Origin of the sequence: Niveispirillum fermenti (assembly GCF_048066175.1) — a bacterium.
In the GTDB taxonomy this organism is placed as follows: Bacteria; Pseudomonadota; Alphaproteobacteria; order Azospirillales; family Azospirillaceae; genus Niveispirillum; species Niveispirillum fermenti.
Genome location: NZ_JBLTXA010000002.1, coordinates 174,909 through 197,659 on the forward strand (window position 1 = coordinate 174,909; position 22,751 = coordinate 197,659).

Consider the following 22,751-nt stretch of genomic DNA (forward strand, 5'->3'; position numbering starts at 1 on the left):
CCCGGCCCTGTCACAGGATCCGGGGGCGGTACTCACGAGAAATCAAAGCGTCGGATAAATCGGGAAGCGGCGGCACAATTCCTGGACGCGGGCCCGTACCCTGCCTTCCGCGGCACTGTTGTCGCCATTGCTGACGGCCAGCGCGTCCAGCACCTCAACGATCATGTCGCCGATCTGCGCAAACTCCGCCGTGCCGAAACCGCGCGTCGTGGCAGCCGGGCTGCCCAGGCGCACGCCGGAGGTCACGAACGGCTTTTCCGGGTCGAACGGCACGCCGTTCTTGTTGCAGGTCATGCCGGAATTTTCCAGGGCATGCTCGGCAGCCTTGCCCGTCAGCTTCTTGGGGCGCAGATCGACCAGCACGATGTGGCTGTCGGTGCCGCCGGACACGATGTCCAGGCCGCCGGCGATCAGCCGTTCCGCCAGGACCCGCGCATTGGCCACCACATTGCCGGCATAGGTCTTGAATTCCGGCTTCAGTGCTTCGCCGAAGGCCACGGCCTTGGCAGCGATGACATGCATCAGCGGGCCGCCCTGCAGGCCCGGGAACACGGCGGAGTTGATCTTCTTGCCCAATTCCAGGTCATTGGACAGGATCATGCCGCCGCGCGGACCGCGCAAGGTCTTGTGCGTGGTGGTCGTGACGATATGGGCGTGCGGCAGCGGCGAGGGATAGACGCCGGCCGCCACGAGACCGGCATAATGTGCCATGTCCACCATGAGATAGGCGCCGATCTCGTCCGCGATCTTGCGGAAGCGGGCGAAATCGATCTGGCGCGGATAGGCCGAGCCGCCGGCAATGATCAGCTTCGGCTTGTGCTCACGCGCCTTGGCCTCCATGTCGTCATAGTCGATCAGGTGGGTGTCGCGGGTCACCCCATAGGACACAACCTTGAACCACTTGCCCGACTGGTTGGCCGGCGCGCCATGGGTCAGGTGGCCGCCGGCCGCCAGATCCATGCCCATGAAGGTGTCGCCGGGTTGCAGCAGCGCCATGAACACGGCCTGATTCGCCTGCGCGCCGCTATGCGGCTGCACATTGGCATAGGCGCAGTCGAAAAGCTGCTTGGCCCGCTCGATCGCCAGCGTCTCGGCAATGTCGACATATTCGCAGCCGCCATAATAGCGCTTGCCCGAATAACCTTCGGCATACTTGTTGGTCAGGACGGAGCCCTGTGCCTCCAGCACGGCGGTGGAGACGATGTTCTCCGACGCGATCAGCTCGATCTGGTCCTGCTGCCGGCCCAATTCCTTGCGGATGGCGGCGTGGAGATCGGGATCGGCCTCGGCCAGACTGTCGGTGAAGAAACGGGAACCCTGAATGCTGTCCATTTGCTCTTGGTCCTCATATACCGGTCGGGATCAACCCAACATGGCAACGCGGCGGGCATGTCGGCCGCCTTCGAATTCCGTGGAGAAGAAGGTGGCGACGCAGTCCTTCGCCACTTCCACCCCGATGGTACGGGCGCCCAGCACCAGGACGTTCGCATCATTGTGCAGGCGCGTCAGGCGGGCATCGGTGGGTGTATGGCAAAGGGCGGCGCGCACATGGCTGTGGCGGTTGGCGGCAATGGAAATGCCGATGCCGGTGCCGCAGATCAGGATGCCCATCTGGGCCCGGCCATCGGCCAGGGCCGCGGCCACCGCATCGGCGTAACGGGGATAATCGACCGATTCCGGACCGTTCGTGCCCAGATCCAGGACCGTGTGGCCGGCCTCCCGCAACTGTTCCGACAATTGCGCCTTCAGTTCCGGTCCGGCATGATCGCTGGCAATCGCGATGATCTGCGCACCCATGGACAATCCTTTTCCGGGCCGCATGCCCGGCGCAGAGAAATGGTTGCCGGCACCCAAACATAGTGGGTACCCGACGCGCTGGACCCTAGCAGAAGTGTTGCGCTTACACCAGTTTCCGCCCCCGGACGCCAAAGCAGCCCGGCATTGCCCATCACGCGCGCCTCATGCCCACCCTGTCCAAAAGGTAGATATTTCAAAATGGAAACAATTGAAACATGCAATCTGCAATGTCTCCACAAAGGAGATATGACATCAGGCCGAGCGCGTCACACAGGGGATACAAGAGCGCACAATGAAATATAAGTAATCAACACGAATACCCACTCAGTTCTTGTTGACAGCCGCGGGTGTGCATGCCATGTGACACATGCATGATGTTTACTGTTCAGGACCCAGAAAAAATGGATCAGCCGGACAACACTATCTCGGCCAATGAGCTTCTGCGGATGACGACGGACATCGTTTCCGCCTATGTGGGCCACAATACATTGTCCACGCAGAACCTGCCGGATGTGATCAACGCGGTCTATGGCACCCTGTCCGGCCTGCATGAAATCCCCGAAGAGGTGCCGGTGGAGCCGGTGCGTCCCGCCGTGCCGATCAAGAAGTCGGTGACGCCGGAATACATCATCTGCCTGGAAGACGGGAAGAAGCTGAAGATGCTGAAACGGCATCTGCGCTCCACCTACAACATGACCCCGGACGAATATCGGGCCAAGTGGGGGCTGCCGCCCGACTACCCGATGGTTGCACCGAACTATGCCGCGCAGCGGTCGGAATTCGCCAAGCAGATCGGTCTTGGCCGCGGCCCCTCGCGCCGCTGACGGCAGGGGGTGCCGTCCCAACCCGCTGTTTTAATTACCACCATGGCCATCCGCGTAAACCAGCCGGGCGGCCATGGTGCTTTAATACTATTTTGCGGTGACCAGAACCTATAGATTCTGGTCACCGCCCTCAATTGCCCGCGCCAACATTCGTTGGCGCGGGCGACGCCGCACGAGCGGTGCTGTGGCAGTCGCCGCCGGACCAAATTGCGTTGAGTTCTACTCATCGCACGTTGGTATAAGCAGGCAGGAACGTCACGAAACGCCGCCTGCCTTACGCAGCACATAATTCAACTTGGCCAGCGCGTTACGGGTCAGAACAAGGCGCCCGGCATTGGCCGGCCCCTGTATGACCACCTCCGTGTTGGTCACGGGGTCGATGGCGCTCACCCTTACGATGGCGCCCATCGGCTGGAATTCAATGAGCACGTCGCCTTCGTTGAGGGGGCGTCGCGGCATGATGCAACCCCATCCCGATCACTGCGTTCCCGGCGCCACATAGGCGCCATAGGAAAGCGAGGAGGTCCAGAACCGTTCCAGTTTGCGCATGGTGTCGTTAGCATTGGCCAGTTCGCCAGCCGCCAGGCCGTTCCGGTCCAGGGCATCTACCTGACGGGCGAACAGTTCGCTGATCCGGTCACGCAGCAGCAGGCCCTTATCCGACAGGCGCACCCGTACCGACCGGCGATCATGAGGCGAGCGTTCCTGCGTCAGATACCCGTTTTCGTGCATCTTCTTGACATTGTAGGACACGTTGGAGCCGAGGTAGTAGCCCCGGGCCGTCAACTCCCCAACGGTTAGCTCGTCATCGCCAATATTGTAGAGAATCAGGCTCTGAACATTGTTGATGTCCTGCATGCCGAGACGATCCAGCTCTACCTTCAGCACTTCCAGGAAATGGCGGTGCAGCCGCTCAATAAGCAGGATGCTATCGTAATAGGGTTGACGCAACGCCATCTCCATCCGTCGCAGATAATCGGCGGGAAGTGAACCAAGCAACAAACATCGCGTTTTAACACGATATTGCATAATGCCTAGTCAAAAACGATACCCCATTCGCGCCGCGATGGCCTCGCGGCACGGGAGAATATGGTTTTCCCGTTTAATCAGCTTGTTCGCTTGGCACCCAGCTTGGTCCGCGCCATCTGAAGCGAAAGGGCCAATGCCTGTCCCAATTGCCCGCCATCGCCCTTGATATCGTCACGGACCAGCGCGTGCATGGCATCAATATGCAGGCCGACCACCTGGAGCTGGGCCACCGTAGGAGCCGAAAGCGGGACGAGAAAATGGTTGAGCGAATTTGCAAAGTCCGACAGCAGATCATAGCCGAAGGTCTTGCCCAGCGTCATGATGCCGTCACTGATCTTGATGATGCGGCGCAGATGCTGGGCCCGCCCGTCCGTATCGGTCAGCGCCTGCTGATAGGCCTGCTGCAGGTCGGAAATGTCGAGCCGGGTCTGGGCATTGTGGGCATCCGACATGCGGGAGACATGCGTCATCGCCCGTGTCAGCGACATGGGATCAATGCGGCCCGGCTTGCCATCCGGCGAGCCACCCACCTTCTCGCGCAGCTTGTTGGGCCGCTTTATGATCTCAACACCGGATGCCAATGCTTCAGGCCTGAAATTGTCGTTCATGCGCTCACCCGACGGGTTCCGGCCTCACTATTGGCCGCACCCTCCTCCGTCACGGGAAGATCGGGATTCTCCATGGTTTCGGGCGCGCTGTCGATAACCATATGCGCGCCTTCGTCCACAACGCGCACATCTTCGGGGTTCATCAGACGTTTTTCGGGCCCGTCATAGGAAGTGGATTGTCGCCGCCGGTCCGGCCCGAAATAATTCGGCGCGCGGACGAACGATCGTGGCCGATCGATGATGGCCAGAAGCCGGGTGGCAACATTCATCACCGACATGGGCTTGGCCAGGTATTCCGTGACGCCATTGTCGCGGGCCAGCCGCACGGCAGCCTCGTCGGCCTCGCCGCTCATCATGACGAACGGCAGGAACCGGACCTTGTCGCTTTCGTGGCCGCGAACCCATTTCAGAAGGGCCACACCATCCATCGGTTCCATCAGATGGTCGGCGAAGATGATATCCACATCCCTGCCGGCCGTGCTGTCCATCTGCGCCGAAACGTCCAGGATGGCCATCGCCTCCTCACCATTGTCGGCCTGCAGCACCTTGCCGACCCCCAACGCCTTCAGGATGGTTACCATGATGGACCGTACGAAGCGGTTGTCATCCGCGACCATCACGGACAATCCGTCGAAGCGATAGAATTTTCCGGTGGAGGATTGCTTGCTCATCGGCCTGAATGCATGGGAGCGGGAAAGGCGTGATTAAACCTTCCACAGCTATCGGCCCGCAATCCATCGATTGCAAGCGCTGAAATGATATTCTTAAGCATAAGTTTATGGAGTCCCAATAGGCGGCGCCACCTTACGCAGGTGTTCATGCCTCATTAACATACGATTTCGCTTTTACATTGATCCTATTACAAAACGAACGCATGCCGAGAACAGTGGTACAACCGATGTTAATCATTTCTTAAAGCTAATGCAGAAGGGTGCAGTCATGGACTTGCAGGAACAGCTGCGCTGGACGCAAAGTGCCGACGCCTGGAGCCGATGGGCCGAACAGGTCGCGGACCCGGCGATCCGTATCAATATGCCGTTGTTGGACCTGGCGGCGGCAGCGCCGGGCGCACGGGTCCTGGACGTTGCGGCCGGTGTCGGCGAACCCTCCTTGAGCCAGGCGGAGAGGCTGGGTGGCAACGGGCTGATCGTGGCCTGCGATCTCGTGCCTGACATGCTGCGTACCTTGCGGGCGCGCGCTGCGGGCCGGACATCGGCGGCACCAGTACCTGTCGCGGCCGACATGACCGCCCTGCCCTTTCCGGACCGGAGCTTCGACCATGTCCTGTGCCGTTTCGGGCTGATGTTCGTGCCGGATGTGCCAGCCGCATTGCGGGAGATGCACCGCGTTCTGCGACCGGGCGGCAATGCTGCCCTGGCTGTGTGGGGAAACCGGGCGGAGAACAGCCTGTTCGATCAATTAGACCAGTGCCTGGACACTGTTCTGGGGCCCGATCCGGCGTCCTTGTTGCCGCCGCTGTTCCGTTTCGCCGATCCGGCCCCGCTCTTGCCCGCCGCCCGGCAGGCGGGATTTGCAGCGGCCGAATACAGGACGCTGCGGCTGCGCACCATGGCGGACGGGACAAGGCCATTCTGGCGCGCCACGCTGGACATGGCCTTCACACCACGGCTGGCCGGGGCGGACACCATGGCCACAGCCCGCCTTCACGACCATATCGCCAGCCATTACAGGGCCCTTGCGGACGCCCAGCACCGAGTCGAGGTCAGGAGCGCCGTCCACTTGCTGTGCTTCCAGGCCTAATACTATTTTGCGGTGATCAGAACCAATTGGTTCTGATCACCGCCCTCAGTCGCCGGCGCCAACATACGTTGGCTCGGGCGACGCCTCACGAGCGGTGCTGTGGCGGTCGCCGCCGGACCAACGTGCGATGAGTTCTACTCATCGCACGTTGGTATAAGTGCCAAATTACGATCACGAGAAGGCAGGGGTCCAGAATGACAGGGCCATGCTCGACGATCTGGCCCCTGGCCTTCGCCGGGGAGGTGGGAAAAAAGCAGCTAGAAAAAGAATAACTTCTCGACCGCCCCTCACCAAAGGGATTAGCGGTCCGAGATATATCAATTTGATGCATGCCTTGACTAAGTGAAGCCACGCTATATCGTGTCGGGACTTCAGACAGGTGTGTGATGATTGACGTTAAGACACTATGCCTTGGGGTTCTCAGCCGCGGCGACGCATCGGGGTATGAGATCCGCAAGGAGTTCGAGGACGGGCCGCTCAGCCATTTCAGTGATGCCGGCTTTGGTTCGATTTATCCGGCGTTGCGGCGCCTGCTGGACGATGGCCTGATCGTCATGTTGCCGCACAATGGCGATGGCCGCCCGGACAAGAAACTGTACCGCATCACGCCGGCGGGCCGCCATGCGCTGTATCAGACGCTGACCCGGACCCCCGCGCCGGACAAGCTGCGGTCAGACCTGATGTTCATCCTCAGCTTCGGGCATCTGCTGCCGCCGCGGCATCTGGACCGGATCATCGGGGACAGGATCGCCGATTACCGCCGGATCATCGCCACGCTGGAAGTGGAGGGGGAAACAACCCTGCGCACTCCCGGTGAGCGGTTCGTGGAGGGCATGGGTCTTGCCATCTACCGGGCCGTGGCAACCTATCTGGAGGAGCACCGTCATGAACTCGTGGCGGCTGCCCTGATGGAAAGCCAGGTGGCGTAACCGGTCCGCTTATCCGTATCTGCATTGATCAGAACCTATGATGCTGATCAATGCATCCCTCATGCGCCGGGCGCCGCCATCCGTGGGTTGGCTACGCGGCACGGGCCGCGCGGCGGCAGTCGCCGCCGGATCGGATTTCCCGTCAACGGAAAACCGCTCTAACGCAGCACGGTGCAGGTCCGGTCCCGGCACTGGATGACGACAAAAGCGTCCTTCTGGCCGGTACAACTGACCTTGTAAATAGTCTCTCCGACGCGGCCTGTGACCTGCTTCAGCACCTCCAGCTTGCCCGGGGCGCAATTGGCAGATCGGGCCGCTTCCTTGGCTTCCGCCTGCTGTGCGGCGGCAGGCATCGTCACAGACACCAGGACGGCCAGCAGAAGGATGGCGGTGATGCGCCGCATCACGGCTTCTTGCGCTGGGTGAACGCGGCGGCCAGTGCCTTCAGGTTGTCGGCCTGATCCGGTGCCCCGTCATCGGGTTTGGGCGGGGTGCCTCCCGTTCCCATGCGGGCGATGATGGCATCCATCATCTGCGGTGACAGCTTCTTCGGGCCGCCGGCCGGCCGGGCGGATCGGGCGATACCCTGGCCCGGCGCCGGCGACACCGGCGCGGCTGCGCCGCCGCCCCGGGCCACGCGATCCACGGCACTGCCGGCAATGGCCTTCAGAAAGGGCTTGCACAGGCCCCGAAGCAGTTGCTCGTCATCCAGCGCCCAGGTGATCAACACGCGCTGTGCCTGGGCACGACTGCCCTGGGCCACCTTCAAGGCTTCGCGAATCTTGAGCGTGACATAGGTGTCGCTCATGGCAAGGGCTCCCCTGGCTGGGTCCTTCCGCCAGAGTAACGAACCCGGCGGTCGATCCCAAGGCAATTTCACATGGCGGCGAGGACCTCTGTCGCTGTGGGCATGGCCGTTCCCGTCCCGATGCGGGTGCAGGCGATCGATGCGGCGACATTGGCATAGCGCAGCGCATCCCGCATGTCGTCACCGGCTGCCAGCCGCGCGGCCAGGCTGCCGACAAAGCAGTCACCGGCGCCTGTCGTATCGATGGCGGCTACTTTGCGGCCGGGCACCAGCACATGGGCATCCGCCGTCACGGCCAGCGCCCCCCGCACCCCCAGCGTGGCAATCACCGTCTGCCCCGCGCGGCGGAACAGGCGGCGGGCCGCATCGGCAATCGCCGCCTCGGTCGCATCGCCGGCCAGTTCGACGCCGGCGAAATGGCCCAGCTCGGTTTCATTGACGACGAGGATATCGGTATCGGCCCACAGGCCGGGCGGCGCGTCATCCAGCGCCGGCGCGGCATTCAGCAGGGTGCGGGCACCGGCGGCGCGGGCGCGGGCAAACAGGGTAGCGATGGTGTCCCGGGGCACCTCGAACTGGCTGACCAGCAAATCCCCCGCCCTGATGGGCAGACCGTCGGCGTCGGCCGGCACGATCTGCCGGTTCGCCGCGGGAATGACGACGATACGGTTTTCCCCTGTCGCCTCCACCAGGATCAGGGCGGAACCCGTCGCCTCGTCGGGGGACCGTCCCACATGGGTCGCCGCGATCCCCTTATCCTTGAAGAAGGACAGAATCCGGTCACCGAACATGTCCTGTCCGACCCGGCCGACGAAATGCACCTCCAGCCCCTGCTGCGCGGCGGCCACGGCCTGGTTCAGGCCCTTGCCGCCGGGCATCAGTTGCACCGTGTCGCCATTCACCGTTTCGCCGGCACGGGGCGCACGCCGCATGGTGGACAGGATATCGTAATTGATGCTGCCGACGACAATGACCTTGGACATGGGGCTTCCCCTCTCATTGGAGAGCCCTTCCTATCGCGTTCGCCGTCGGCTGCAAAGCCTTACGCGCGGCTCACTCGTGGCCCCAGGGCGCCGGCGGCGGGGGCACGGGACGGGTCAGGTCGAAAGTGACACGGAACAGCCGGCCCGGACGCGACAATTCATAGATGAACTCGGAACCCGGCTTCACCTCCATGGCCCAGACATTCTGCTGTGCGCCGGGCGGCAGCTTCTGCTCGGCGAACATGGTCTGTGAGAAGGAATCGACGGGAAATTCCTGACGCTCCGCCGTACCGGGGGCGGACGTGTCGCCGCCATATTGCGTGACGGCATCCTCGGACCCGTCCTCATGCCGATGGTCGTGCTTCAGGCGCAGCCCGTCCGCCGTGCGCGTCAGCACCCAGGTGCGCGACCGATCATCGCCCACATGAAAGGGCACCTTGACCTGATCGGCGGCACATTCGCGCACATGCATGACAAGCCGCTTGCCGGCGAACGGATCGTTGCCCGGATTGGGGTCACTGTTGGCCGTGATGCTGCCTTCGAACGCCTGACCGCACAGGGCGTTCAACCGGGTCAGGAAATCATCGGCCGGTGCCGCGGCCGACGGGGAGGCAAGGCCAAGCGAAAGGATCGCCAGGGTCAGGATTTTGCGCATGGATCCAACCTTTTATCGTTCGTTCTTCATGTGGCCATAAAAGAAAAGGCCCGCCGCACCATTCCGGTGGGCGGGCCGATCCTAACCGCAATCGCGGGATGATTACAGCCGTTCGATCACCATTGCGATGCCCTGACCGCCGCCGATGCACATGGTGACCAGGCCGTACCGCCCGCCTGTGCGCTCAAGCTCGTACAGCGCCTTCACCGTGATGATGGCCCCGGTTGCGCCCACCGGGTGGCCCAAGGCCACGCCGGAGCCATTGGGATTGACCTTTTCAGGATCGAAGCCCAGCACCTTGGACACGGCACAGGCCTGCGCGGCAAACGCCTCGTTGCTTTCGATGACATCAATGTCCGCCAGGGTCAGGCCGGCACGTTCCAGCGCCACCGGCACGGCATGGACGGGCCCCAGTCCCATCACCTCCGGCTCCAGGCCGGCATGGCCCCAGGCCACGATACGGGCCTTCGGGGCCAGCCCGCGCTTCTCAGCCTCCGCAGCGGACATCAGCACCAGGGCGGCAGCCCCGTCATTGACGCCCGAGGCATTGCCGGCCGTGACCGTGCCATCCTTCTTGAACACAGGCTTCAGCTTGGCGAAGTCGGCTTCGCTGGCGTCGGCGCGGAAATGCTCGTCCGTGTCGAACAGGCGGGTGCCGCCCTTGGCCTTCACCTCCACGGGCAGGATCTGCGACTTGAACCGGCCCTCCGCCGTGGCGCGGGCGGCCCGGCGATGGCTTTCCAGGGCCAGCGCGTCCTGCGCGGCGCGGTCGATATCATGCCGCGCTGCCACATTCTCCGCCGTGACCCCCATATGGATCTTGTGGAACGGATCGGTCAGTACCGTGACCATGGCATCCACCACGGCGGCATCGCCCATGCGCTGCCCCCACCGCACCGACGGGATGATGTGGGGCGACCGGCTCATGCTTTCAGCGCCGCCGGCGACGGCGACCTCGCACTCGCCCAGCTTGATCATCTGCGCCGCGGAGATGATGGCCTGAACCCCGGACCCGCACAGGCGGTTCAGCGTCAGGGCCGGCGCCGCCACGGGAACGCCGGCTTCCACGGCGGCGACGCGCGCCAGATAGGCGTCATGCGGCCCACTGGGAATGACCTGGCCCAAAACGACATGCTGCACGTCGCCGGGCGTGATGCCGGCACGGCTGACGGCTTCCTTGATGACCAGGGCACCCAGTTCGGCCGGGGTGAAATCCTTCAGGCTGCCGCCGAAACCGCCGATCGCGGTACGGGTGCCCGCTACGATGACCACATCATTCAACGCGCTCATGGAAATCCCTCCGGTCTATTTTATTGCACCGCAGCGAACCTAAGCGGTCGGTAGCGGTCTGGCAACCGTTACAACAGGTGCCCTGCGAAAGAGGGGGCGGGAAAGCCGTCTGCCTTCCCGCCCCCTCTCTCCTGTCGTCAGCGATCCGTGAAGTTCGGGGGACGCTTGTTCACGAAGGCGTCCATCCCCTCCTTCTGGTCGTCCAGCGCGAAGGTCGCATGGAACACGCGGCGCTCGAACAGCAACCCGTCGTTCAGGCCGGTTTCCAGGGCGCGGTTCACGCTTTCCTTGGCCATCATGGTGACGGGGCGGGAGAAGCCGGCGATCTTCTCGGCCGTCTTCAGTGCTTCGTCCATCAGGTCGGCGGCCGGCACGACGCGGGCCACCAGGCCGGAGCGCTCGGCCTCCTCGGCATCCATCATGCGGCCCGTCAGGCAAAGCTCCATGGCCTTTGCCTTGCCGACGGCGCGGGTCAGGCGCTGGGTGCCGCCCGCGCCGGGAATGGTGCCGATGGTGATTTCGGGCTGGCCGAACTTGGCATTGTCGGCGGCGATGATGAAATCCGCCATCATGGCCAGTTCACAGCCGCCGCCCAGGGCATAGCCGGCGACCGCGGCGATGGTTGGCTTGCGGCATGTGGCCAGACGACCCCATTTCTTCGTGATGAAATCGTTGAGATAGGTGTCCTGATAGGTGAACTTGGCCATTTCCTTGATGTCGGCGCCGGCCGCGAAGGCCCTTTCCGACCCGGTGACGACGATGACATGGATGGCCGCGTCATCCTCGAACGCATTCAGCGCCTTTTCCAGGTCCGTCACCAGGCCGTCGGACAGGGCGTTCAGGGCCTTGGGCCGGTTCAGGCGGATAATGCCCACCTTGCCCTTGGTTTCCACCAGGATGTTCTCGTAGGTCTCGGTCATTTCCCTCGTTCCTGTCTTGGTGTCAGGATCAGCCTTCGGCCAGCAGCCGCCGGGCGATGATCACGCGCATGATCTCGTTCGTACCTTCCAGTATCTGGTGGACGCGCAGGTCGCGCAGGATGCGTTCCACCGGATATTCACGGATGTACCCGTAACCGCCGTGAAGCTGAAGCGCATCATTGGCAACCTTGAAGCCCGCATCGGTGGCAAAGCGCTTTGCCATGGCACAGTAAAGGCTGGCATCGGGGTCGCCGGCATCCAGCTTCACGGCCGCCCGATGCACCATCAGGCGGGCCGCTTCCAGCTCCGTCGCCATATCCGCGAACTTGAACTGGAGTGCCTGGAAATCGCTGAGCTTGCGGCCGAACTGCTGGCGCACGGCCATGTGCGCCCGCGCCGCATCCAGACAGGCCCGCGCGCCGCCCAGCGAGCAGGAGGCGATGTTCAGCCGGCCGCCATCCAGCCCTTTCATGGCGATCTTGAAGCCGTCCCCCTCCCCGCCCAGCCGGTTCGACACAGGCACCCGGCAATCCTCAAAGATGACCTGGGCAGTGGGCTGGCTGTTCCAGCCCATCTTCTTTTCCTGCTTGCCGAAGGACAGGCCGGGCGTCCCCTTCTCCACCACCAGGCATGAGATGCCCTTGGGGCCAGCCCCGCCGGTGCGGACCATGACCACATAGATGTCCGACGCACCGCCACCGGAAATGAAGGCCTTGGAGCCGTTCAGCACGTAATGGTCACCATCCCGGTCCGCCCTGGTGCGCAGCGACGCGGCGTCGGAGCCGGCGCCCGGCTCGGTCAGGCAATAGCTGGCGAAGGACGCCATGCTGAACAGGCCCGGCAACCATCTCGCCTTCTGGTCCTCGTCACCGAAGGTGTCGATCATCCAGGCGGCCATGTTATGGATGGAGATATAGGCGGCGGTCGATGGACAGGCCGCCGACAGTTCCTCGAACAGGATGCTGGCATCCAGCCGGCCAAGGCCCGTGCCGCCATGGGCCTCGCTGCTATAGATGCCGGCGAAACCCAACTCTGCCGCCATGCGCAGCGTATCGATGGGGAAATGGTGATGTTCGTCCCATTCGGCGGCATGGGGGGCCATATATTCGGCCGCAAAGCCGCGGGCCAGGTCCTGGATGGCGCGTTGATCCTCGGTCAGGTCGAAATCCATCGCGGGCGATCCTGTCTTCTCTTTCAGGAGTTCGGGCATTCCCAAGGGTCAGGATCGCCCAACGGAAAGATGGACGGCACCGCCGGCGGGACCAGGCCCGGCAGCGACACCGCCCCAGTTTGGCGGCTCCCCGGCTGGGAGAGCGGAAAGGAGCCGCATGAACGCGACGCCGCGGTCAGCCCATGGTCGGAATGACGAAGCTGGCGCCCGATCGGATGCCCGACGGCCAGCGCTCCGTCACCGTCTTGGTGCGGGTATAGAAGCGCACGCTGTCCGGGCCATGCTGGTTCAGATCACCGAAGCCCGACCGCTTCCAGCCGCCGAAGGTGTAATAGGCCAGCGGCACGGGAATCGGCACATTGATGCCGACCATACCCACATCGACGCGCGCCGCGAAATCACGTGCCGTGTCACCGTCGCGGGTGAATATGGCAACACCATTGCCATATTCGTGCTCATTGGGCAGGGCCAGGGCCGCCTCATAATCGGGGGCGCGCACGATCGACAGGACGGGGCCGAAGATCTCCTCCTTGTAGATGCGCATGTCCGGCGTGACACGGTCGAATAGGACGCCACCCATATAGAACCCGTTCTCGTAGCCCTGCAGGCGCATCTCGCGGCCATCGACCACCAGTTCGGCCCCTTCCTTGACGCCGATATCAACATAGGACTTGACCTTGTCCAGGTGCTGGCGGGTCACGACGGGGCCGTAATCGGCCTTCTCGTCCGTCGACGGACCGACCTTCAGCGCCCGGACGCGCGGAGCCAGGCGGGAGACCAGCTCGTCCGCCGTCTTCTCGCCGACCGGAACGGCGACGGAAATGGCCATGCAGCGTTCCCCGGCCGACCCGTAGCCGGCACCGATCAGCGCGTCCACCACCTGATCCATGTCGGCATCGGGCATGATCAGGGCATGGTTCTTGGCGCCACCGAAGGCCTGCACGCGCTTGCCGTTGGCGGTGCCGCGCGTATAGATGTATTCACCGATGGGGGTGGAGCCGACAAAGCCGATGGCCTTGATGTCGGGATGGTCCAGGATGGCGTCCACTACCTCCTTGTCACCATTCACGACATTCAGGATGCCCTTGGGCAGCCCGGCCTCATACATCAGTTCCGCCAGCATCAGCGGCACCGACGGATCACGCTCGGACGGCTTCAGGATGAAGGCATTGCCGCAGGCGATGGCCGGCGCGAACTTCCACATCGGGATCATGGCGGGGAAGTTGAACGGCGTGATGCCAGCCACGACCCCCAGCGGCTGCCGCATTGAATACATGTCGATTCCGGGGCCGGCGCCTTCGGTATATTCACCCTTCAGCAGGTGCGGGATGCCGATCGCGAACTCCACCACCTCCAGGCCGCGCTGGATGTCGCCGCGGGCGTCGGGCAGGGTCTTGCCATGTTCCAGTGCCAGCTTCAGGGCCAGTTTCTCATAGTCGCGCTGCAGAAGTTCCAGGAACTTCATGAGGACGCGGGCCCGCTTCTGCGGGTTGGTGGCGGCCCAGCCCGGCTGCGCCGCCCGGGCATTGGCCACGGCCCCGGCCAGTTCCGCGGTGCTGGCCAGCGGAACCTCTGCGGAAATCTCGCCCGTCATGGGCGTGAAGATGGGGGCGAAACGGCCGGACTTGCCCTCGACTCGGGCACCGCCGACGAAATGATACAGCTTCTCGACCAACTGAACCTCCCTGGGTGTTTGGCCTGGACAGTGGCACGTGACGACGCGCACGACAAGGCGCGCATAAACCCATTCCATCGTGCATAAACCCCCACACCGTCCCCGGACATCCCTAAATGGGGATCACCGCAGCAAGAGCTTGGAGGGCAAACATTTCCATCCTTGCGATCCTGTCTCCGCCCCCTTGCCAGAACGGGGCGGAGACGGACCGGGAACCTTGCACATGGGGAGCGGCCATCCTATCCGATTGTCGGATTTTTATGATTCCGTCCAGTTCACATGCGGGGTTTCTACCTGTCGGTTGATATGGAACCAAGGAAGAAAGGTATAGGATATCCGTCAAAAAGTTCGCCTATCGCATCTTCCATGATACTGGAATCGATCGAAACTTTGCGCATGATTACTTAAATTATTTTTTCCTTATATAATTATATTCTTATATTTCTCTAGGATAATGGGATAAATTTCACATACAATCCGATAAAAATCACAAGACGAAAGTATAATTTCTTATAATCCTGGAATGCGCCTTAAAACAACGAATTAAAAATTATTGCCTGCCTTCATCAGTTTTGAAAGTCCCGTTTTGAATATGGGAGCATGCAACCGATGATATTTGATGTTGATCAAGAAATGCGTCTTTTCCTATCGGATAACTTTTCATAAGGTGAGATTATCGCCGGGCAGACGGCACCCGTTGGCAGTGACGGCACAGTGCCGAAAGCGATTGTCCGCAGGCAAATCAACCTGGGTAGGGAGGATACAACCTAACCCTTTGGACGATGCGCCCGGCCTTTCCGGTTAAAATCAATGCTGTATGTTTCTGCCTGACTGTACAAGGATACACAGGGGAGACACGGTCAAGTGCAACATCATGACGGTATCCATCTGCGCATGATGCGGACCTCCCGGGGTATGAGTTTAGCTGCCCTGGCGACATCCGCCGGCCTTTCCAAAAGTGAAATCTCCAAGCTGGAGAACGGGGTCCGGCCCTTTCGGCCCGATCATGTCATCCGGCTGGCCAAGATTTTCGGCGTCGGGCCCATGGAGATGCTGTCTCCGGCCAGTCCGCTGCGCACAATGTTGAGCGACAGCAAGACGGACAGTGAGTTGCCATTGTTCGATGGCCGCGATCTGGCGCGGGAAGGGGCCAATGCGACGGCACGCAGCAGCGTGCCCCGCCCGCCGCAGATGCGCGGGACCACGCAGGCCTATGCCGTGACGGTGGCCGATCTGTCCAACGCACCGGCCCTGGCCATCGGTTCGACATTGCTGGTCGATCCCGACATGCCTGCCAATGTCGGTGATCTGGTCGTCAACCGCGTTTCCTTCGCACCGCTGGCCTTCTATCTGCGCCAGGATGACGAGGGCGGCATCTACGGCATGACGCTGTCACGCCGCCGTGTTGATCTGACCATTGAGGATGTTGAGAAACTCCACCGGGTCATCGGAGTCTGGTTTCCTCACTGACCTTTTCCCGTGCTTGACGGCCGACCGTACCACGCCGGAAAATCATCGCCGTCGCAGTCAACGGGGTCAATGGAATGGCGGATGGGCCGGGTGGGGTCGGACAGGCGGCGATCGATGCGCTGATGAAGGCGGAGCAGGCGCGTTTCCGGGCGGGCCATCCGCAATCAATGGCCCTGGCGGGCGACGGGGCCGACGGCTTCTATCAGGGCGTTCCCATGCACTGGATGCGGGACTGGCCCCTGCCGTTTCCCCTGATCGTCACGGGTGCCCGCGGCGCCACCCTGACCGATGCCGATGGTCATGAACTGGCCGATTTCTGCCTGGGCGATACCGGGGCAATGTTCGGCCACTCGCCGGCGCCCGTGCGCGATGCCATCCGGGAACAGGCGGAGCGCGGTCTCACCTACATGTTGGCGACCCTGGATGCGCTGGTGGTCGGCCAATTGTTGCGGGAGCGGTTCGGGCTGCCGTTCTGGCAGGTCGCGACGACGGCCACGGATGCCAACCGTTTCGCTCTGCGCGTCGCCCGCGCGGTTACGGGACGGCCGAAAATTCTGGTCTTCAACGGCTGCTACCACGGCACGGTGGACGAGACCTTCGTCCGCCTGATCGACGGCGTTGCCGTCAACCGGCCGGGATTGCTGGGGCAGTTCACCGATCTGACGGCGGACACCAGGATCGTGGAATTCAACGATCTGCCGGCCCTGGAAGCGGCCTTGTCCGGCCGGGACGTGGCCTGCGTCATCACCGAACCGGTACTGACCAATTGCTGTATGGTGCTGCCCGATCCGGATTTCCATGCCGGGCTTCGCCGCGTGACGCGCGAGACCGGTACCTTGCTGCTGATCGACGAGACCCATACGATTTCCACCGGTCCCGGCGGCTATACCCGCGCCCATGGGCTGGAGCCGGACCTTTTCGTGCTGGGCAAGCCCATCGCTGGCGGGGTGCCGGCCAGCGTATGGGGATTCACGGATACCGTGGCGAATGCTTTGGACCGCGTGCGCGCCGATCTGCCGGCCGGCCATTCCGGTATGGGAACCACCTTGTCGGCCAACGCGCTTTCCCTGGCGGCCATGCGTGCCACCCTGGAACAGGTGATGACGGACGGGGCTTATGCCCATATGGAACGGCTGGCCGCCCGCCTGGCCACGGGGCTGACCGCCGCCATCGCACTACGGGGCCTGCCATGGCACGTCGTGCGGGTGGGGGCGCGGGTGGAGTTCATCTGCGCGCCCGGCCCCTTGCGCAACGGAACCGAGGCGGAGGCCGCACATGCCGGCCCGCTGGAACAGGCCATTCATCTGGCACTGCTGAACCGCAATATCCTGATCGCCCCCTTTCACAGCATGATGCTGGTCTGCCCGGCCACAACCGGGGAGCAGGTGGAAGCGCTGATCACCGCTTTCACGGAAGTGATCAGCCTGTTGGCCGGCGAAGGGGAACCGGCATGAGCGCTCCTTTCGACTATGGCGACGAGGCCACCGATTTCCTGGCCCGGCATCCGGAAATCGAGGCCATCGACATTGTGCTGACCGACGCCAACGGCATTGGTCGCGGCAAGATCATCCGTCGGCATGAACTGGCGGGGCTTTACCGCGACGGCCGGCACCTGCCCAGTTCCATCCTGGGCCTGGATGTGACGGGGCAGGATGTGGAGGAAACGGGCCTGGTCTGGTCGGTCGGAGATGCCGATCTGCGGGCCTGGCCCCTGCCCGGCACCCTGGTGCCCCTGCCCGGCACCGAACCGGCGCGCGGACAGGTACTGATCAGTCTTTATCAACTGGACGGGCGCCCCCATGGGGCTGATCCCCGCCATGCGATGGCGGCCCGGCAACGGGCGCTGGTGGCCGATGGACGGCACCCGGCCGGCGCCTTCGAACTGGAATTCTACCTGCTGGACCGGGAAGCCGGTCCGGATGGCAGGCCACGTCCGGCCGCCATGGCGCTGGACGGCCGTCGCCACGACCAGACCCAGGTCTATGGGCTGGATGACCTGGATGGCATGCAGCCTTTCTTCGGGCCGGTCTATGCGGCAGCCAGGGCGCAGGGACTGCCGCTGGAGACGCTGATCGCCGAATATGCGCCGGGCCAGTATGAACTGACCTTGCATTACCGGCACGACCTGCTGCGCGCCGCCGATGATCTGGTGATGTTGAAACGGCTGGTGCGTCTGCTGGCACGGCGCCAGGGGATGATGGCCTGCTTCATGGCCAAGCCGTTTGCGGGGCTGGCAGGATCGGGGATGCACCTGCATGTCTGCCTGAACGACAGGGAAGGCCGGAACCTGTTCGCGGAACCCGATGGACAAGGTCCGCCCGCCGAGATGCTTCGTCATGCCATCGGCGGTCTGGCCGCAACCATGGGCGACGCCATGCTGGTCTTCGCCCCTCACGCCAATTCCTGGCGGCGATATGTCAGCAACCTCTACGCGCCCGTACAGCCAAGCTGGGGCATCAACGACCGGTCCGTCGCCCTGCGTATCCCGGCCGGCCCGGCCGCATCGCGTCGCGTGGAGCACCGGCCGGCCGGTGTGGATGCCAACCCCTATCTGGTGGGGGCGACCGTGCTGGCCGGCATCCGGCATGGCATCGCCCTGTCCGTCGATCCCGGCCCCATGGCGCAAAATGACGGTTTCACCAGCGCCACACCGTTCACCAGCCAGATGCCGGCGGACTGGCGCACGGCCTGGGTCCAGGCCGGACGGTCGGACTTCCTGCGCGAAGCGCTGGGGTCGGACCTGCTGCGCGCTTTCCTGGCGATCAAACAGGCAGAGATCGGCCGTGTGGCTGGAACCATCCCCGATACCGATTACCTACTATATATAAATCACGTCTGATCATCGCTTTATGGTTGATCGGGCGGGCGGGTTGGGGAGATAGTGTGCCTGCACTATTCATCATCGCCTGCCATTGATGCGCCTTGGACTTGTTCTGATCCTTTTCTGCCTGATGATTGGTGCGGTCCGGGCGGAAAGCCCGCCGGCCGGCACACCGACAGCCTGGCTGCCGCCCGTAGGGTCCGCATGGATGCGGGTGGACGGCACGACGGACGGACGCCAACCCGTGGGGGGATTTGGGCTGCGTCCCGTGCGCCCCCTGGTGGCCGGCGTCCGGCAGGGGCGGACAGGGATGCTGGCCGATCTGACCTTCGAACTGCTGCCCCTGGACGAGGACTGGCCGGCCCTGGTGCTGGATGCACGCGGTATCGGTGGAGCCCCGGACGAACAGACGGACAGCTTGTTGCTGGGGCTGGATTTGTCGGGGCTGGAGGTTTCCGCCGGTGTCGGCTGGCATGGTACAGGGGCGAAACGGCCCGTCCTGCATCTGCGCCGGGAATTGCCGATAGAAGGCCGGCTGTGGATTGCCGGGGGTTTGGGCGGCCCGGACGGTCCTGCCGTCACGGCCGGATGGTACCCGCTGCCCGGCCTGTCCCTGCATGGCGGGTGGCAGCGGGACAGGGGTGCGGTGTCGGGCTTCTCCCTGATGCTGGCCGCCGATCGCTTCAACCGTCCCTGGCCGTTTGGAACAGGCAGGCCTGCCACGGGGTCTTCGCCGGCCGCCGCCAGCCCATGGCGGTCATCGGCCGCGCACTTGGCAACGGCCATGCCGGACAATGCGCAGGCACCTGTCACACTGGCCACCCACCGCCTGGGCCTGCCCGGCACGATGGTCACCATACCGGCCCGGGACATCGCCCCCTGGCACGTCCACCGGCGTAGCGGCGCCGAAATCCGCCGGCACGCACGTTTCCAGCGGGCCGGCACACCGTCGCACCTGGACCGGCACTGGGAACTGGTTGTGGATACAAGCCTGGACCTGGAGCCTCCCGGCACCGACCGGCAATGGCCACGGCGCCTGTCTGCCGGCCTGCTGGCCCATATATTGCCCTGGCCCGGCTGGATCGCCACAGCGTCCGGCCGGGCCGGCTGGTCGTCCGGTCTGCCGGCGACGGAAACGACATCAGCCATGGCCGGCAACGGCGACGCCGGCTGTTACCTGCGGCGGCATCTCATGTTGGAAAGGTTGCAACTCGCCCATGCCACTGCGCTGACCCCCGCCTTCGATCTGTTGCTGGAAGCCGGCTATCTTGATGCAATGCATGGCGGGGGTGGCGGAGAACTGCGCCTGCAGCCGCCGACAGCACGCTGGTCCGCCGGTCTGGCGGCGCATCAGGTCTGGAAACGGACACCATCAGATGGTCTCACCCTGGCCCGCGGAAGCCGCCGGCACAGCCTTCACGCCACCCTGGGATGGGACAGCGCCGATGCCGCAACCCGCACGCAATGGCTGGCCGGCCGATATCTCGCCGGCGACTGGGGCGGCGGCCTTATCCTGTCCCACCAGGCAGGAACGGGCGCCGTGCTCGCACTGGAAGCCACGGCGACGACACGGGCCAGCCATCTGGGTCTGACCCTGACATTGCCACTGGGCGGACCGGCGGACGGGATCGACCTGCTGGCACAGATGCGGGTGCGAAGGCTGGCACCGACCGGCGGGGCCCGGCCAGACCGGGTGCTGACCCTGGCCGACCTGCGTCACACCGCAGGCTATGGAAGGCTGATCACGGATTGGGACCGACAATTCCGTCCCTGATCAGGCCGCCTTCTTCAATGGCAGACTGTCATGCAGCGGCCGGGCCGTGATGGGCAGCATGGCGATGGCATCCAGTCCGCCATCCGACCGGTTGACCAGCCGGACATCGCCGCCATGGCCGCGGATCACAGACCGCGCGATGGACAGCCCCAGCCCGACCCCGCCCGTGCGGCGGTTGCGGGAGGATTCCAGCCGCACGAAGGGTTCGAATACCCGCTCCATCTCCGCTTCGGGGATGCCGGGACCATGGTCGGACACCACGATCTCGGCATGTGGCCCGACCACCCGGACCGACACCTGCGCATCACCGCCATAGGCCAGGGCGTTTTCGATGAGATTGCGCACGGCGCGGCGCAGGCTGCCCGTCCGGCAGACAACCGGCAGGCGCGCCGCGGGAGAGAACGCAACGGGGCGGCCGACATCGGTGAAATCGTCGCAAACACTTTCCACCAGGGAGGTGAGGTCGGCCCGTACCGCCTCCTCCCCCAACTCCTCCCGCGTGAAGGACAAGGTCGCCTCTACCGTGCTGCGCAGTTCGTCGAGGGTTTCCAGCATGCGGGCCTTGGTCTCGCCTTCCTCCAGCAACTCCACGCGCAGGCGCAGGTTGGTGATGGGCGTGCGCAGGTCGTGGCTGACCGCAGCCAGGATGCGGGTGCGGTCATCCACGAAGCGACGGATACGCTCGCCCATCGCATTGAAGGCGTGGGTGACGCGCCGTACCTCTTCCGGTCCGCGGCCGGCATCCAGAATGGTCACCGTCTCCCCCCGACCCAGCCGGTCGGCACTGTCGGCCAGTTGGCGCAAGGGACGGGAAATGCGGCGGGAGATATAGAAGGCCGCCGCGGCCACCATCAGGATGGAGGAAATCAGCCCCAGCGTAGCCGTGGTGCTCCACACTGTCGGTTGCACCATGCGGCGGTTGATGGCGTTCAACCATTGGCCATCGGGAAGCTGAATGGCGAATTTCATGCCCATGGCAACGGGATCGATCGCAGCCCAGGGATTGTGCAGGAAACCGGGATCGGCATTTTCCGACCGGTACCAGATCTTCAGCCGGACCTGGCCCTCCTCCAGCCCCAGCAGGTCGCGCAGGCGCGCCCTGGCGGCCTCCACCTGCTGCGGGTCGCTGCCGACATAGTCGGCGCGCACGGCCGGCTTGTCCTCCAGCATGAAGCGGGTCTCCGTCGTGCCCAGGGCCGACAGGGCATTCGCCCGGTGTTCGGCCGGCAGGCTGGCCATCACGCGCGTGGTGGCCGCCACTCGGAGCAGCATTTCCTCCACATGCGTGCGCCTCACCGCGGCGGCGCGGTCGTCAAGCGACACCGTCCAACTGCCGAGCTTGCCCATCAGCACGGCCGCAATCAGCAGCGCCACCATATGGGTGAACAGGCTGCGCGGCCGCAGCAGGAACCGGAAACCACGCATCATGAGCCCCGGACCTCCGTCGCCAGGCAATATCCCCCGCCCCACACCGTCTTGATCAGGGTCGGGTTGCGGGGGTCGGGCTCGATCTTGCGACGCAGGCGGCTGACCTGGTTGTCGATCGACCGGTCGAACACATCGGCTTCCCGGCCCTTGGTCAGGTCCAGCAACTGTTCCCGCGTTAGGACCATGTTGGGATGGCGAACGAACGCCTCCAGCAGCGAGAATTCCGCCGTGGACAATGACACGACGACCCCGTCGGCCCCGGTCAGTTCCCGCCGGCCGAGATCCAGCACCCAGCCATCGAAGGTCAGCCGCCGTTCCTCTGCCCGGCGCCGGGCGACATTGACTGGCAGGCTGTGGCTGCGCCGCAGCACGGCGCGGACACGGGCCAGCAATTCCCGCGGCTCGAACGGCTTGGTCACGTAATCGTCGGCACCCATTTCCAGACCGACGATACGGTCCGTCGGCTCCCCGATCGCCGTCAGGAAGATGACGGGCGTATCCGTTGTCTCCCGGATATGGCGGAACAGGGAAAGGCCATCCTCTCCCGGCATCATCACGTCCAGCACGATAAGGTCCGCCGCGCAGGCCCGCAGACGGCGGCGAGCGGTCGCCGCATCCTCCGCCGCGGTCACGCGCATGCCGTGCTTTTCCAGAAAGCGCGTCAGGGTTTCGCGGATGTCGCGATGGTCATCGACCAGCACGATATGGGGGGACTCGACGGGAAGCATTCTCTTATCAGCGGCAACATGACGGATCGGGGCAAGTGCGATCTCACCTTCGCATGGGGCCGGCCCGACCGGAAGCACAG

The 22,751-nt window shown here is 63.9% G+C and carries 23 protein-coding genes; 7 read left to right on the forward strand and 16 right to left on the reverse strand.

What is annotated here, in order from left to right; translation table 11 throughout:
- Positions 1-42: 42 nt before the first annotated feature.
- Both glyA and rpiB read right to left on the reverse strand, forming a co-directional pair.
- A complete protein-coding gene (gene glyA, locus ACM9LZ_RS02600; protein WP_416617780.1) occupies positions 43-1,332 on the reverse strand; it encodes a serine hydroxymethyltransferase in 1,290 nt (429 codons plus the stop codon).
- Positions 1,333-1,362: 30 nt separating this feature from the next.
- Positions 1,363-1,797 carry a ribose 5-phosphate isomerase B gene (rpiB, locus tag ACM9LZ_RS02605; protein WP_416617781.1) on the reverse strand — a complete coding sequence of 145 codons (435 nt, stop codon included), beginning with the start codon at positions 1,795-1,797 and terminating at the stop codon, positions 1,363-1,365.
- A 401-nt stretch (positions 1,798-2,198) separates the two neighbouring features.
- On the opposite strand from rpiB, the gene ACM9LZ_RS02610 reads away from it, so the two are divergent.
- Positions 2,199-2,621, forward strand: a complete 423-nt coding sequence (locus ACM9LZ_RS02610; protein ID WP_416617782.1) for a Ros/MucR family transcriptional regulator — start codon at positions 2,199-2,201, stop codon at positions 2,619-2,621.
- A gap of 255 nt (positions 2,622-2,876) precedes the next feature.
- Here ACM9LZ_RS02610 and ACM9LZ_RS02615 read toward each other — a convergent pair whose 3' ends face one another.
- The 4 genes from ACM9LZ_RS02615 to ACM9LZ_RS02630 all read right to left on the reverse strand — a co-directional run bounded on the left by ACM9LZ_RS02615 (position 2,877) and on the right by ACM9LZ_RS02630 (position 4,929).
- Positions 2,877-3,080, reverse strand: coding sequence for a DUF6898 family protein (locus ACM9LZ_RS02615; protein WP_416617783.1), 204 nt, complete (start codon positions 3,078-3,080; stop codon positions 2,877-2,879).
- An 18-nt stretch (positions 3,081-3,098) separates the two neighbouring features.
- A complete protein-coding gene (locus ACM9LZ_RS02620) occupies positions 3,099-3,584 on the reverse strand; it encodes a MarR family winged helix-turn-helix transcriptional regulator (RefSeq protein ID WP_416617948.1) in 486 nt (161 codons plus the stop codon).
- Positions 3,585-3,727: 143 nt separating this feature from the next.
- Positions 3,728-4,258, reverse strand: coding sequence for a hypothetical protein (locus ACM9LZ_RS02625; RefSeq protein ID WP_416617784.1), 531 nt, complete (start codon positions 4,256-4,258; stop codon positions 3,728-3,730).
- Positions 4,255-4,929 (reverse strand): response regulator, encoded by a 675-nt coding sequence (locus ACM9LZ_RS02630; RefSeq protein ID WP_416617785.1) that lies wholly within the window; start codon positions 4,927-4,929, stop codon positions 4,255-4,257. Before ACM9LZ_RS02630 ends, ACM9LZ_RS02625 begins: the two co-directional genes overlap by 4 nt.
- Before the next feature lie 268 nt (positions 4,930-5,197).
- Between ACM9LZ_RS02630 and ACM9LZ_RS02635 the strand changes: the two genes are divergently transcribed.
- Together ACM9LZ_RS02635 and ACM9LZ_RS02640 are read left to right on the forward strand one after the other, a co-directional pair.
- Positions 5,198-6,019, forward strand: coding sequence for a class I SAM-dependent methyltransferase (locus tag ACM9LZ_RS02635; RefSeq protein WP_416617786.1), 822 nt, complete (start codon positions 5,198-5,200; stop codon positions 6,017-6,019).
- A 386-nt stretch (positions 6,020-6,405) separates the two neighbouring features.
- Positions 6,406-6,948, forward strand: a complete 543-nt coding sequence (locus ACM9LZ_RS02640) for a PadR family transcriptional regulator (RefSeq protein WP_416617787.1) — start codon at positions 6,406-6,408, stop codon at positions 6,946-6,948.
- A 158-nt stretch (positions 6,949-7,106) separates the two neighbouring features.
- Here the strand turns inward: ACM9LZ_RS02640 and ACM9LZ_RS02645 are convergent, their stop codons facing one another.
- The 8 genes from ACM9LZ_RS02645 to ACM9LZ_RS02680 form a co-directional block, all read right to left on the reverse strand.
- Positions 7,107-7,352, reverse strand: coding sequence for a hypothetical protein (locus tag ACM9LZ_RS02645; protein ID WP_416617788.1), 246 nt, complete (start codon positions 7,350-7,352; stop codon positions 7,107-7,109).
- Positions 7,352-7,756, reverse strand: coding sequence for a hypothetical protein (locus ACM9LZ_RS02650; protein WP_416617789.1), 405 nt, complete (start codon positions 7,754-7,756; stop codon positions 7,352-7,354). Before ACM9LZ_RS02650 ends, ACM9LZ_RS02645 begins: the two co-directional genes overlap by 1 nt.
- A 68-nt stretch (positions 7,757-7,824) precedes the next feature.
- Complete coding sequence (locus ACM9LZ_RS02655; RefSeq protein WP_416617790.1) at positions 7,825-8,739, reverse strand: ribokinase; 915 nt, start codon at positions 8,737-8,739, stop codon at positions 7,825-7,827.
- A gap of 70 nt (positions 8,740-8,809) precedes the next feature.
- Positions 8,810-9,394, reverse strand: a complete 585-nt coding sequence (locus tag ACM9LZ_RS02660; RefSeq protein WP_416617791.1) for a hypothetical protein — start codon at positions 9,392-9,394, stop codon at positions 8,810-8,812.
- 102 nt (positions 9,395-9,496) lie between these two features.
- Positions 9,497-10,684: an acetyl-CoA C-acyltransferase family protein gene (locus ACM9LZ_RS02665; protein WP_416617792.1), complete on the reverse strand. Its 1,188-nt coding sequence runs from the start codon at positions 10,682-10,684 to the stop codon at positions 9,497-9,499.
- A gap of 137 nt (positions 10,685-10,821) precedes the next feature.
- The gene (locus tag ACM9LZ_RS02670) at positions 10,822-11,604 is read right to left on the reverse strand and encodes an enoyl-CoA hydratase (protein WP_416617793.1); all 783 of its coding nucleotides are present in this window, start codon (positions 11,602-11,604) and stop codon (positions 10,822-10,824) included.
- Positions 11,605-11,632: 28 nt separating this feature from the next.
- The gene (locus ACM9LZ_RS02675; protein WP_416617794.1) at positions 11,633-12,775 is read right to left on the reverse strand and encodes an isobutyryl-CoA dehydrogenase; all 1,143 of its coding nucleotides are present in this window, start codon (positions 12,773-12,775) and stop codon (positions 11,633-11,635) included.
- Positions 12,776-12,950: 175 nt separating this feature from the next.
- Positions 12,951-14,450 (reverse strand): CoA-acylating methylmalonate-semialdehyde dehydrogenase, encoded by a 1,500-nt coding sequence (locus ACM9LZ_RS02680; protein WP_416617795.1) that lies wholly within the window; start codon positions 14,448-14,450, stop codon positions 12,951-12,953.
- A gap of 864 nt (positions 14,451-15,314) precedes the next feature.
- Here ACM9LZ_RS02680 and ACM9LZ_RS02685 point away from each other — a divergent pair.
- The 4 genes from ACM9LZ_RS02685 (at position 15,315) to ACM9LZ_RS02700 (ending at position 20,515) form a co-directional block, all read left to right on the forward strand.
- Positions 15,315-15,920, forward strand: coding sequence for a helix-turn-helix domain-containing protein (locus ACM9LZ_RS02685; RefSeq protein ID WP_416617796.1), 606 nt, complete (start codon positions 15,315-15,317; stop codon positions 15,918-15,920).
- Between the two features lie 74 nt (positions 15,921-15,994).
- A complete protein-coding gene (locus ACM9LZ_RS02690) occupies positions 15,995-17,374 on the forward strand; it encodes an aspartate aminotransferase family protein (RefSeq protein ID WP_416617797.1) in 1,380 nt (459 codons plus the stop codon).
- A complete protein-coding gene (locus tag ACM9LZ_RS02695; RefSeq protein ID WP_416617798.1) occupies positions 17,371-18,759 on the forward strand; it encodes a glutamine synthetase family protein in 1,389 nt (462 codons plus the stop codon). The genes ACM9LZ_RS02690 and ACM9LZ_RS02695 overlap by 4 nt, the downstream gene beginning before the upstream one ends.
- A 112-nt stretch (positions 18,760-18,871) precedes the next feature.
- Positions 18,872-20,515: a YjbH domain-containing protein gene (locus ACM9LZ_RS02700; RefSeq protein ID WP_416617799.1), complete on the forward strand. Its 1,644-nt coding sequence runs from the start codon at positions 18,872-18,874 to the stop codon at positions 20,513-20,515.
- Here the strand turns inward: ACM9LZ_RS02700 and ACM9LZ_RS02705 are convergent, their stop codons facing one another.
- Positions 20,516-21,943: an ATP-binding protein gene (locus ACM9LZ_RS02705; RefSeq protein WP_416617800.1), complete on the reverse strand. Its 1,428-nt coding sequence runs from the start codon at positions 21,941-21,943 to the stop codon at positions 20,516-20,518.
- Positions 21,940-22,671 carry a response regulator gene (locus ACM9LZ_RS02710; RefSeq protein ID WP_416617801.1) on the reverse strand — a complete coding sequence of 244 codons (732 nt, stop codon included), beginning with the start codon at positions 22,669-22,671 and terminating at the stop codon, positions 21,940-21,942. Before ACM9LZ_RS02710 ends, ACM9LZ_RS02705 begins: the two co-directional genes overlap by 4 nt.
- Positions 22,672-22,751: the final 80 nt, after the last annotated feature.